The organism is Micromonospora chalcea (assembly GCF_002926165.1).
GTDB lineage: Bacteria > Actinomycetota > Actinomycetes > Mycobacteriales > Micromonosporaceae > Micromonospora > Micromonospora chalcea.
The window spans coordinates 1-11,734 of sequence record NZ_MAGP01000025.1 but is presented as its reverse complement, the minus strand read 5'-3'; the positions used below and the strand labels follow the sequence as shown (position 1 = coordinate 11,734).

At 72.9% G+C, this 11,734-nt stretch carries 11 protein-coding genes; 5 read left to right on the top strand and 6 right to left on the bottom strand.

Features of this window, described 5'->3' with window-relative positions; genetic code table 11:
- Nucleotides 1-31: 31 nt before the first annotated feature.
- Nucleotides 32-715, bottom strand: coding sequence for a response regulator transcription factor (locus BAW75_RS04115; protein WP_030504594.1), 684 nt, complete (start codon nt 713-715; stop codon nt 32-34).
- A 21-nt stretch (nt 716-736) separates the two neighbouring features.
- Complete coding sequence (locus BAW75_RS04110; RefSeq protein ID WP_208635181.1) at nt 737-2,029, bottom strand: sensor histidine kinase; 1,293 nt, start codon at nt 2,027-2,029, stop codon at nt 737-739.
- Between the two features lie 199 nt (nt 2,030-2,228).
- On the opposite strand from BAW75_RS04110, the gene phoU reads away from it, so the two are divergent.
- Entirely contained in the window at nt 2,229-2,873 is a 645-nt protein-coding gene (gene phoU, locus BAW75_RS04105) for a phosphate signaling complex protein PhoU (protein ID WP_064446849.1), read from the top strand.
- A gap of 105 nt (nt 2,874-2,978) precedes the next feature.
- On the opposite strand, the gene BAW75_RS04100 is transcribed toward phoU, so the two are convergent.
- Nucleotides 2,979-3,746 (bottom strand): phosphoglyceromutase, encoded by a 768-nt coding sequence (locus tag BAW75_RS04100; RefSeq protein WP_043328063.1) that lies wholly within the window; start codon nt 3,744-3,746, stop codon nt 2,979-2,981.
- A 150-nt stretch (nt 3,747-3,896) separates the two neighbouring features.
- On the opposite strand from BAW75_RS04100, the gene BAW75_RS04095 reads away from it, so the two are divergent.
- A complete protein-coding gene (locus BAW75_RS04095) occupies nt 3,897-5,222 on the top strand; it encodes an MDR family MFS transporter (RefSeq protein WP_104112697.1) in 1,326 nt (441 codons plus the stop codon).
- An 80-nt stretch (nt 5,223-5,302) separates the two neighbouring features.
- Complete coding sequence (locus BAW75_RS04090; RefSeq protein ID WP_104112696.1) at nt 5,303-6,553, top strand: MFS transporter; 1,251 nt, start codon at nt 5,303-5,305, stop codon at nt 6,551-6,553.
- A 374-nt stretch (nt 6,554-6,927) separates the two neighbouring features.
- Here the strand turns inward: BAW75_RS04090 and BAW75_RS04085 are convergent, their stop codons facing one another.
- From BAW75_RS04085 to mshA, 3 genes are all read right to left on the bottom strand, one after another.
- Complete coding sequence (locus tag BAW75_RS04085) at nt 6,928-7,872, bottom strand: hypothetical protein (protein WP_104112695.1); 945 nt, start codon at nt 7,870-7,872, stop codon at nt 6,928-6,930.
- A 77-nt stretch (nt 7,873-7,949) separates the two neighbouring features.
- Nucleotides 7,950-8,483: a type III secretion system chaperone family protein gene (locus BAW75_RS04080; protein ID WP_043328058.1), complete on the bottom strand. Its 534-nt coding sequence runs from the start codon at nt 8,481-8,483 to the stop codon at nt 7,950-7,952.
- Nucleotides 8,484-8,528: 45 nt separating this feature from the next.
- The gene (gene mshA / locus BAW75_RS04075) at nt 8,529-9,890 is read right to left on the bottom strand and encodes a D-inositol-3-phosphate glycosyltransferase (RefSeq protein ID WP_104112694.1); all 1,362 of its coding nucleotides are present in this window, start codon (nt 9,888-9,890) and stop codon (nt 8,529-8,531) included.
- Nucleotides 9,891-10,061: 171 nt separating this feature from the next.
- Between mshA and BAW75_RS04070 the strand changes: the two genes are divergently transcribed.
- Both BAW75_RS04070 and BAW75_RS04065 read left to right on the top strand, forming a co-directional pair.
- Entirely contained in the window at nt 10,062-10,826 is a 765-nt protein-coding gene (locus tag BAW75_RS04070; RefSeq protein WP_104112698.1) for an SDR family NAD(P)-dependent oxidoreductase, read from the top strand.
- Complete coding sequence (locus BAW75_RS04065; protein ID WP_104112693.1) at nt 10,826-11,608, top strand: SAM-dependent methyltransferase; 783 nt, start codon at nt 10,826-10,828, stop codon at nt 11,606-11,608. The genes BAW75_RS04070 and BAW75_RS04065 overlap by 1 nt, the downstream gene beginning before the upstream one ends.
- The last annotated feature ends 126 nt before the right edge of the window (nt 11,609-11,734 follow it).

Below are 11,734 nucleotides of genomic sequence, written 5' to 3'. Positions count from 1 at the left end.
GGACCAAAGGACGGGCGGGGGCGGGGGATGGTCAGGGCTCGAACTTGTAGCCCAGGCCTCGGACCGTGACGATGTAGCGCGGTGCGGACGGCTCCGGCTCGATCTTGGAGCGCAGCCGCTTCACGTGCACGTCCAGCGTCTTGGTGTCGCCCACGTAGTCGGCGCCCCAGACCCGGTCGATCAACTGCCCGCGGGTGAGCACCCGCCCGGCGTTGCGCAGCAGCAGCTCCAGCAGCTCGAACTCCTTGAGCGGAAGCTGCACCCCGGCGCCGCCGACCGTCACCACGTGCCGTTCGATGTCCATCCGGACCGGGCCGGCGGCGAGCGTCGGCGCGCCCGTCTCGTTCGACTCGGCGCTCTGCCGGCGCAGCACCGCCCGGATACGGGCGACCAGTTCACGCGGCGAGTACGGCTTCGTCACGTAGTCGTCGGCGCCGATCTCCAGGCCGACCACCTTGTCGATCTCGCTGTCCCGCGCGGTGACCATGATGATCGGCACGTGCGAGCGCTGGCGGAGCTGCCGGCACACCTCGGTGCCGGACATCTCCGGCAGCATCAGGTCGAGCAGCACGATGTCGGCGCCGGTCCGGTCGAACTCGGTGAGGGCGTCGGTGCCCGTCGCGGCGACGGAGACCTCGAAACCCTCCTTGCGGAGCATGTAGGACAGGGCGTCGGAGAACGACTCCTCGTCCTCGACCACCAGTACGCGGCTCAACGGGTGTTTCCTTTCCTGTGGTCAGACCTGCCGGAGCTCGGCCGGGCCGGCCTCGATCCCAGCGGAGGCGAGTGTCGTCTCCAGGTCGTCCGGGGGGCGGGCGGGCAACCGGAGGGTGAACGTCGACCCCCCACCAAGAGTGCTCGACACGTCCACCCGGCCGCCATGGTTGCTGGCGATGTGCTTGACGATGGCCAGTCCCAGGCCGGTGCCGCCGGTCGCGCGGGAGCGGGCCTGGTCGGCGCGGTAGAACCGCTCGAAGATCCGGTCCACGTCGTTCGGGGCGATGCCGATGCCCTGGTCGGCCACGGCGATCTCGACGTGTTCGTCGGTTCCGGTGACCGTCACCCGGACCGTGGTGTCCTCGCCGGAGTAGGTGATCGCGTTCTCCACCAGGTTCGCCACCGCGGTGGCGAGTTGGCTGTCGCTGCCGTACACGGTCAGGCCCCGCTGCCCGCCGACGGCGATCTCCACCCGGCGGGCGGTGGCCGCGGTGCGGGTGCGGTCGACGACCTCGGCGAGCACCCAGTCCACCGAGACCGGCTCGGGCGCGGGTTGCGGCTCGGCGCCCTGGAGGCGGGTCAGTTCCAGCAGCTCCTGCACGAGGCGGCCGAGCCGGGTCGACTCGTGCTGGATCCGCTCGGCGAACCGCCGCGCGGCGACCAGGTCCTCGGACAGGTCGGGCGCGCCGTCGGAGGCCGGTTCGGTGGCGTCGACGAGCGCTTCGGCGAGCAGTTGCAGCGCGCCGATGGGTGTCTTCAGCTCGTGGCTGACGTTAGCAACGAAGTCCCGGCGTACCCGGGCGAGACGGTGCGACTCGGTGACGTCGACCGCCTCGATCGAGACGTAGCCGGAGCCCAGTCCCATCGCCCGCAGGTGCACGCCGAGCGGGTTGTCGCCACCGCCGTCGCGGCCCCGGGGCAGGTCCAGCTCGATCTCGCGCCGCACGCCCGTGCGGCGGACCTGCCCGGCGAGGGTACGGATCAACGGGTGCGCCGCGATCGAGCCGGGTGTCGCCCCGGTACGCAGCAGACCCATCGCCCGGGCGGCCGGGTTGACGAGGACGGGCACGTCGTCCGGGCCGAGCACCACCACGCCGGCGCGCAGCGAGTCGATTGTCTTGCGTCCGAGCCCGGATAGGCCCCCCTGCTGGTCGTCCGGAATCGTCGGCCTCCCTGCGTCACGACGGGTGGTCCCGCCGCCCCGCGACGCCCGCCGGCGCCGCCACTGCTCAACCGGTCCGGACAGCGTCGCCCCGGCGACCAGCCCGGTCACCAGCGCCACGGCCACCGCGACCGCCACCGCCCATTCCACCCGGCGATCGTAGGGTCATTGTTAACCCAGGGATCGGGCACAAAGGGACGAACCACTCTCGCTTCCGGCAAAGTTCACCTGCGGGCCCCGCGTCGTTCACCCACGTTCATCCTGGTGCCGACCGTTCGGCCTAGCGTGGGGCGCGCACCTGCTCCCGCCGTACCCCTCGGGGTCGCGGCACCGACCCCAGGAAGTGACGATGCGCGACGAGTTCCGGGCCGACCTGCAGATTGTCAGCCAGTTGCTGGTGGACATGGCCGAGGCGGTACGCGCGGCCATGCGGCAGGCCACGAAGGGTCTGCTGACCGCCGACCGGACGGCCGCCGAGACGGTGATCGCGCGGGACGCCGAGATCGACGAGCTGTACCGGCACGTGGAGGAGCGGGTCTGCGACCTGCTGGCCCGGCAGGCGCCGGTCGCCTCCGACCTGCGTGCCATGATCACCGCGCTGCACGTGGCAGCCGATCTGGAACGGATGGGCGACCTGGCCGACCACGTGGCCAAGACGGCGCTGCGCCGGCACCCGTCCCCGGCCGTCCCGGCGGAGCTGCGGCCGGTCTTCACCGACATGGCCGGGATCGCCGACCGGATGGCCGAGAAGATCGGTGCCGTGCTGGCCAAGCCGGACGCCGACGTGGCCGCCGAGCTGGACGGCGACGACGACGCGATGGACGACCTGCACAGGAGCCTGTTCGGGGTGCTGCTCGGCGACGACTGGCCGTACGGGGTGGAGACGGCGATCGACGCGACGCTGCTGGGTCGCTTCTACGAGCGTTTCGCCGACCACGCGGTGAACGCGGGCGAGCACGTGGTCTACCTGATCACCGGTTCGACGTCCGCCTGACCCCGGCCCGCGCGCAAGGAAGGGCCCCTTATTAACAGCTGTGCGTTAATAAGGGGCCCTTCCTCTACCGCAGACGTTAAAAAGGGGCCCTTCCTTACACCAAGCTCAGCGGCCCTGGTTGGCTACCGCGGCGGCGGCGTCCTTGGCCGCGTCCGGGTCCAGGTACGTGCCGCCGAGCACCTGGGGACGCAGGTCGGCGTCCAGGTCGTAGCGCAGCGGGATGCCGGTGGGGATGTTCAGCTTGGCGATCGCCTCGTCGGAGATCTGGTCGAGGTGCTTGACCAGGGCGCGCAGCGAGTTGCCGTGCGCGGCCACCAGCACCGTCCGGCCGGCCAGGATGTCCGGCACGATCGAGTCGTACCAGTAGGGCAGCATCCGGTCGACGACGTCCTTCAGGCACTCGGTGCGCGGCATCAGCTCGGTCGGCAGCAGCGCGTACCGGGGGTCGCCGACCTGCGACCACTCGTCCGCGTCGTCGATCGGCGGCGGCGGCGTGTCGTACGACCGGCGCCAGAGCATGAACTGCTCCTCGCCGTACTCGTCGAGGGTCTGCTTCTTGTTCTTGCCCTGCAGGGCGCCGTAGTGGCGCTCGTTGAGCCGCCACGACCGGCGCACCGCGATCCAGTGCCGGTCGGCGGCGTTCAGCGCCAGCTCGGCGGTGCGGATGGCCCGACGCAGCAGGCTCGTGTGCACCACGTCCGGCAGCAGGTCGTGCTCGCGGAGCAGCTCGCCGCCGCGCCGCGCCTCGGTCTCCCCCTTGGCGGTCAGGTCGACGTCGACCCAGCCGGTGAAGAGGTTCTTGGCGTTCCAGTCGCTCTCGCCGTGCCGCAGCAGGACCAGCGTCCCGACGGTGGGCCCCTCGCTCGCAGTCATGCCGATCATCCTGCCGTACCGGGGCGACGGGCACGCGCCGACCGGTCGTGACGACCACCACGTGGAAAACCTGATGACCACGGCTCCGGCCCGGCACTAGGTTGTAAGGCGTTCTAAACAGATCGGTCATTACCACACGGGGGCGTCGGGATGCGGACGGTACGAGGCTGGTTCCAGGACACGGCGGGTGGCCTGCCACGGACGTTCTGGTACCTCTGGGCCGGCACGCTGATCAACCGGCTCGGCTCGTTCGTCCTGATCTTCCTGGCCATCTACCTGACCCAGGAACGCGGCTTCTCCGCCGCCCAGGCCGGTCTGGTGATCGGTCTCTGGGGCGCCGGCGGCGCGGTCGGCACCACCATCGGCGGCACCCTGACCGACCGCTGGGGACGGCGGCCCACGCTGCTCGTCGCGCACGTCGGCGCGGCGGGCATGATGATCGCGCTGGGCCTCGCCCGGCCGCTCTGGGCGGTCGCCGTGGGCGCGCTGCTGCTCGGCGCGTTCGCCGAGGCGGCCCGCCCGGCCTTCGGCGCGATGATGGTCGACGTGGTGCCGGACAAGGACCGGCTGCGCGCCTTCTCGCTGAACTACTGGGCCATCAACCTCGGCTTCGCCTGCGCCGCAGTGCTCGCCGGCTTCGCCGCCCAGGGCAGCTACCTGCTGCTGTTCCTGGTGAACGCGACCACCACGCTGGTCACCGCGCTGATCATCTTCGCCAAGGTCGGCGAGACCCGCGGCCCGGTCACCGCGCTCCCGGTCAAGGGGATGCCCGCGCCGGCCGGCGCGCTGCGCACCATCCTCGCCGACCGGGTGTTCCTCGGCTTCGTCGCGCTCAACCTGCTCGCCGCGCTGGTGTTCCTCCAGCACATCTCGATGCTGCCGATCGCCATGGGCGACTCCGGGCTCAGCCCCGCCACGTACGGCTCGGTGATCGCGCTCAACGGCGTGCTCATCGTGGTCGGCCAGCTCTTCGTACCCCGGCTCATCAAGGGCCGCAGCCGCTCGCACGTGCTGGCGCTCGCGTCGCTGGTGATGGGCGCCGGGTTCGGGCTCACCGCGTTCGCCGACACGGTCTGGCTCTACGGCCTGACCGTGCTGATCTGGACCGTCGGCGAGATGCTCAACTCGCCGTCCAACGCCACCCTGATCGCGGAGCTGTCGCCGGCCGCGCTGCGCGGCCGCTACCAGGGCGTCTTCTCGCTGTCCTGGCACGTCGCCGGCGCCGCCGCGCCGATCCTCGGCGGCCTGGTCCGCGAGCAAGCCGGCAACAGCACGCTCTGGCTCGGCTGCGCGGGCATCGGCGTCGTGGCGGCCGTCGCCCACCTGATCTCCGGCCCGGCCCGGGAGCGCCGCGCGCTCGCGCTGCGCGCAGTGGGCACGCCGGTCGCGCCGGTCACCGCCACCACCTCCCCGGCGCCCGAGGCGGGCGAGGCCGCGGCCACCGCACCCGCCGCGCCGGTCCGGGCCGGTTCCTGAGTACGCCCCGACGCGACCGCCCCGAGGCGGGTGGATACCGTACGGGACGGAATCGGTAAGGAAACCTTCCTGGAGGACTGGTGCACGGCCTGCGGCGCTGGTGGGACGACACGGCCGGCGGGCTCCCCGCCACGTTCTGGTACCTCTGGTCCGGCCTGCTGATCAACCGGGCCGGCGCGTTCGCGCTGCTGTTCCTGTCGCTGTACCTGACCGTCGCGCGGGGCGCCCCGCCGTCGCTGGCCGGGCTGGTGGTCGGCGCGTACGGGATCGGCGGCGCGGCCGGCACGCTGCTCGGCGGTGTGCTGGCGGACCGCTGGGGACGGCGGGCCACGCTGCTCGCCGCCCACCTGGTCGCCGCCGGGCTGATGGCGGCGCTGGCGTTCACCACGCACCTGGCGGTGATCGCCGTACTCGCCACGCTGGTCGGGGTGGCGCACTCGATGCCCAGCCCGGCGTTCGTGGCGGCCATCGTGGACGTGGTACCCGAGGCGCGCCGCTCCCGCGCGTTCAACCTGCAGTTCTGGGCGTTCAACCTGGGCATGGCGGTGGCCTCGCTGCTGGCCGGAATCCTCGCCGAGGCCAGCTTCACCGCGCTGTTCCTGGTCGACGCCGCAGCCACGCTGGCGGCGGCGGTGGTGATCGCGCTGAAGGTGCCGGAGACGCTCACCCGGCGGCCGGCGCTCACGCCACGGGCGGTGATGGGACGCCGTCCAGGGCTGCACACCGCGCTCACCGACCGCACGTTCCTGGTGTTCGTCGGGCTGACATTCCTGCTGGCCGTGCTGACCATGCAGACCTCGACGATCATGCCGCTGGCGATGCGCGCGGACGGCCTGCGCCCGTCGGCGTACGGGCTGGTGGTGGCGCTCGGCGGGGCGCTCATCGTGGTCGGGCAACTGTTCGTGCCCCGGCTCATCGAGCCGTACCGCAAGTCGACGGTGCTGGCCGCCTCCACCGCTCTGATGGCGCTCGGGTTCGGCACGCTGACAGTCGCCGACGGGCTGCCGCTCTACCTCGGCGCGGCGGTGGTCTGGACGGCCGGGCAGATGCTCGCCGCACCGCCCAACGCGCAGATCAACGCCGACCTCGCCCCACCCGAACTGCGGGCCCGCTACCAGTCGGTGTTCTACCTGACGTTCCCGGCCGCGTCGTTCGTCGCGCCGGCGCTGGGCGGGCTCAGCCTGGAACATCTGGGCGAGCGGCACTGGCTGGTGGTCGGCGCGCTCGGGCTGCTGGTGCCCGCCGGGCACCTGCTCGCCGGGCCGCCCCGGGAGCGCCGGGTCGCCGCGCTGCGGGCGGCAGCCGTGGAACCGGTCTCGTCTGCCCGCTGAGCGCCGACAACGGCAGAGCGCCCATCCCGACCCCCGTCGAGATGGGCGCTCTGACCGTACGCCCGGCGGCGGCGGGCGACACTCACCCCCGTAAGCGTCGCCCGCTCGCGCCGCCGGTTCCACGGGTGGCACCGTCCCCCAACGGCGTGCTCCACCCGATCTTCGCATCTCGCCTGCGCGGATCTGATCGATCCACCGCTCCCCCGAACGGAAACAAGCGTGACGCGGTGCAATAAAGTTAGTTCGCCCAGATTCCGGATTCAACCCAGATCGCTGTCTTGCCCGTCACAGCGTCCGTGTCGGGAATCCGGCTGTCCGTGCTGCGGTCCCTGGGATGGCAAACACCGGATTCCCGGGGTCCATTCCCGTAAACCTCAGCCGTCCTCGCGATTCGGGTTCTCGGTCCGGAAGAAGTTGCTCTGCCGCCCGTCCCGCATCTGCTCCTGGTAGATCAGGTTCAGCCGCCGCAGGTCGAACGTCCGGAACCAGTCGTCCCAGGTGATCTCCCGGATCCGGCTGCTCTCCCGGTAGCCGGGGATGTTGAACGTCAGCACCCCGGGCCGGCCCGCACGCTCGGTGCCGGCGATGGTGGCCGGCTTCGCGCCCCGCGCCCGCGCCCAGCGCTGGATCACCTCGTGGTTACGGGTGACCAGGCTGCGGCCCGGACGCTCCGGCCGGTCCGCGAGCGACGTGATGAGCTGCGACGATCCGATCGACCGGCTGGACGCCGGCCCACGGGTCGGCGCGCTCTGCGCCCGAGCCGACGTCGCCTTCCGGGCCGGTGCCGCCTTGGCGCGCGAAGGAGCGGCCTTCGCCCTCGACGGAGCCGCCTTCTTCGCCCGGGCGGGCGTGGCCTTCGCGCGGGACGGAGCCGCCTTCGCGCGCGTCGCGGTCGCCCGCGACGAGGTGGCCTTGGCGCGGGCGGGGGCCGCCTTGCGCGTACCCGTCGCCTTGGCCCTGGCACCGGTGGCCCGCGCGGCCGGCGCGGACTTGGCCGGCGACGTGGCCCGGCGGGCAGTGGTCTTCTTCGCGGCGGTGCTCTTGCGGGTCGCGGCCGGCCGCCCGGCCGGTCCGGAGCTGCGCCGCGCGGCGCCGCCCTCCCCGCGCATCGTCCGCGCCAGGGTCTTCACCAGTTCCGGCTTCCGCAGCGCGGAGATCCCGGAGACCCCGCGCCGCTTGAGCTGGCTGCGGATGTCGTCCACCTTCATCCGGGATATCGCCGACTCCGACACCCTCGGGGTGTTCGGCGTCTGGTTGCCGGGTTGCCGCTTGGTCCGGGTCGCAGTCGTGCCGCGACCTGAGCTGTTGCGCTGAGCCATGGGACACGCTCCTCGACAGTCCGTCCTCGGCCCGCGGTGGGTCCCAATGCTCCGCACCGCGCGGGGCGGCATACCCGTCAGGAGGGCTCCGAACCTCCGGCGGGCGATCCGGCAGTGGCGGACGGCTCGAAGAGGTGCGCGAACGCGGCCAGGTTGGCAGTCGACTCGCCGCGCTTGACCCGCCACTCCCACTCCCGGCGGATGGCCGTGCCGAAGCCGATCTCCAGCATGCTGTCGAACGACTCGTCGGCGTACGTCAGCACGGAGCCCAGCAGCCGGTCCAGCTCGTCGGCGTCGACCCCGGCCAGGTTGACCCGACCGGTCAGGTAGACGTCGCCGACCGCGTCGATGGAGAACGAGACGCCGTACATGCGGGCGTTGCGCTGCAGCAGCCAGGCCCACAACTCCTCGCGGCGCTCGTCGGGCTGGCGCATCACGAACGCCTCGACCCGCAGCGCGTGCTCGCCCACGATCAGGTTGCAGATCGTCTTGAGCTTGTGCGTGCCCGGCAGGGTCACCGCGTACGACGCCTCGCCGGTCGACTCCCACTCCAGCTCGCGCTCGGCGCAGACGGACTCGATCAGCGCGGCGACCTCACTCCTGCGGCTCATCGCACCCACTCTACGACCGGTCGACCGGGGCCGCCGGACGGGTGATCACCAGGAGCACAGCATCGCCGGGTCGCCGAGCCGCCGCGCCAGCCGGGCCCGGTGCTCGGTGATCGCCTCCCCGTAGACGGCGAGCAGGCCGGAGGCGGTGCGGTGCCAGGAGAAGTCCCGGGCGTGCCGCTCGGCGCCCCGGCCCAGCGCGGCACGGCGTACCGGATCGGGCAGCAGGCGCGCCAGCGCCCGGGCCCAGTCGACCGGGTCGTGGCCGTCGATGAGCATGCCGCTGACCCGGTCGCGTACCGCGGTGACCAGGCCGCCCACGGCGGCGGCCAGCACCGGCGTGCCGCACGCCTGGGCCTCCAGCGCGACCAGGCCGAACGACTCGTTGTGCGACGGCACCGCGACCAGGTCGGCGGCGCGGTAGAGGGCGGGCAGGTCCGCGCCGGTCTGCGGCGGCAGGAAACGCACCCGGTCGGCGATGCCGAGCGCGTGCGCCAGCTCGATCAGGGCGGTGGGCCGGTCCAGGCCACTGCCGCTGGGCCCGCCGCAGATCACCACGGTCAGCTCGCCGGCCAGCGCCGGATCCCGTTCACGCAGCGCGGCGGCGGCACGGACCAGCACGTCCGGCGCCTTGAGCGGCTGGATGCGGCCGACGAACGCGACCACGTACCCGTCGGCCGGCAGGCCGAGCCGGCGGCGTGCGGCCCGGGTCGCGGCGTCCCGGTCACCGACGGCGGGACGGAACCGCTCCAGGTCGACGCCGGGTTCCACGATCGCCACCCGGTCCGGGTCGGCCGCGTACCGGTCGAGCAGGTCACGGGCCTCGACCCGGGTGTTGGCGACCAGCCGGTCCGCCTCGGTGACCACCTGCTCCTCGCCGATCACGCGGGCCTTCGGCTCGGGGCGGTCCCCGGCGGCGAGGCGGGCGTTCTTGACCTTCGCCAGCGTGTGCGCGGTGTGCACCAGCGGTACGCCCCAGCGCTCCTTGGCCAGCCAGCCGACCTGACCGGAGAGCCAGTAGTGCGAGTGGATCAGGTCGTAGTGGCCCGGCGGGCGGGCCGCCTCGGCGCGCAGCACCCCGGCCGTGAAGGCGCAGAGCTGGCCCGGCAGCTCCTCCTTGGTCAGCCCCTCCAGCGGCCCGGCGGTGACGTGCCGGACGGACACGCCGGGCGCCACCTCGACCACCGGGGGCAGGTCACCGGCGGTGGCCCGGGTGAAGATCTCCACCTCGACGTCGGCCTCGGCCAGCCGCCGGGCCACCTCCAGGATGTAGACGTTCATGCCGCCCGCGTCACCGGTGCCGGGCTGGTGCAGCGGCGACGTGTGCACCGAGAGCGTGGCGATACGGCGCGGCCGCGGCCACGGCAGGGCACCTCGCTGACGACCGACACCGGTGTGCAAATCCGCCACGTCCGCTCCCTCTGTCACGGTTGATGCCGTCCCGCACGACCGGCGCTTCTCGGTCAACCCGTGTGCCGGATCTCATCTTCCCCATCGGGGTTCGGAAATGCCCTTCGCCGGGTCCCCGGCGTGACGGACCTCATCACCGCGCGCGGCCGGGCGGCGGTGGACAATGTCCGGATGACTTCAGTCGCCATCGTCACCGGGGCGTCCAGCGGGATCGGCGCGGCCACCGCCCGCCGGCTCGCCGCCGAGGGATTCCACGTGCTCGCCGCCGCCCGGCGTACCGACCGGCTCGCCGCGCTGGTCGCCGAGATCGAGGCAGCCGGCGGCGCGGCGAGCGCGGTGGCCTGCGACGTGACCTCGGACGAGTCGGTCGCCGGGCTGGCCGCCGCGGCCGAGGCCGCCCCCGGGCCGGTCACGCTGCTGGTGAACAACGCCGGCGGCGCGCGCGGCCTGGACCCGGTCGAGACGGCCGACGTGGGCGACTGGCAATGGATGTACGACGTCAACGTGCTCGGCACGCTGCGCGTCACCAAGGCGCTGCTCCCGGCGCTGGAGCGCTCCGGCGCCGGCACGATCGTGATCGTCAGCTCCACCGCCGGGCACGTCGTCTACGAGGGCGGCGGCGGCTACACGGCCGCGAAGCACGCGCAGACCGCGGTCGCCGGCACGCTGCGGCTGGAGCTGTGCGGCCGCCCGGTCCGGGTGATCGAGATCGACCCCGGCATGGTGAAGACCGAGGAGTTCGGCCTGGTCCGCTTCGGCGGTGACGCCGACCGGGCCGAGGCGGTCTACGCCGGTGTCGCCGAACCGCTGGTGGCCGACGACGTGGCCGACTGCGTGGCCTGGTGCGCGACCCGCCCGCACCACGTCAACATCGACCGGCTCGTGGTCCGCCCGCTGGCCCAGGCCGCACAGCACAAGGTGCACCGGGCGTCCTGATGGAGCGTCCGCTCGGCGTGGCCACCCGGGGCACCACCAACCCCAACCGGCTCCGGCGGGTGGACAACTGGATCGTCGAGACCTGCGGCGACGCGCTGCGCGCCGCCGCCGACCCGCTCGTGGTGGACCTGGGCTACGGCGCCACCCCGGTCACCCCGGTCGAGCTGCGCGCCCGGCTGGCGTCCGGGGTCCGCGCCGACGTGCGGGTGGTCGGCCTGGAGATCGATCCGGTACGCGTCGCCGCCGCCCCCGCCGCCGCCGACCCGCCCGGCCTGACGTTCGCCCGGGGCGGCTTCGAGCTGGCCGGACTGCGTCCCGCGCTGGTGCGGGCGTTCAACGTGCTCCGCCAGTACGACGAGAGCGAGGTGGCCGACGCCTGGCACACAGTCACCGGGCGGCTCGCGCCCGGCGGGCTGCTGGTCGAGGGCACCTGCGACGAGCTGGGGCGGCTCGGCTCCTGGGTGCTGCTGGACGCCACCGGCCCTCGCACGCTCACGTTGTCGGCGAAGCTGACCACGCTGGAGAGCCCGGCCACGCTCGCCGAGCGGCTGCCGAAGGCGCTGATCCACCGCAACGTACCGGGCGAACGCATCCACGACCTGATCGAGGCGCTGGAGCAGGCGTGGCGCGCGGCCGCCGGCTACGCCCCGTTCGGCCCCCGGCAGCGCTGGCTGCGGACGGTCGAGGCGGTGAAGGAGTCAGGCTGGCCGATCCGGGACAGCCCTCGTACGTGGCGCCACGGCAACCTCACGCTCCCCTGGCCCGCCATCTCCCCCCGCTGATTCCCCCGCCCGCTCCCCTGGAACCCTCGGCGGAACCCTTCGAGGCAAGTGTTGATCTTGCACTTGCCGCCCTGGCAATACGGGACAAAACGCTCGCACCGAGGGCCGGAAGTGCAAGATCGACGC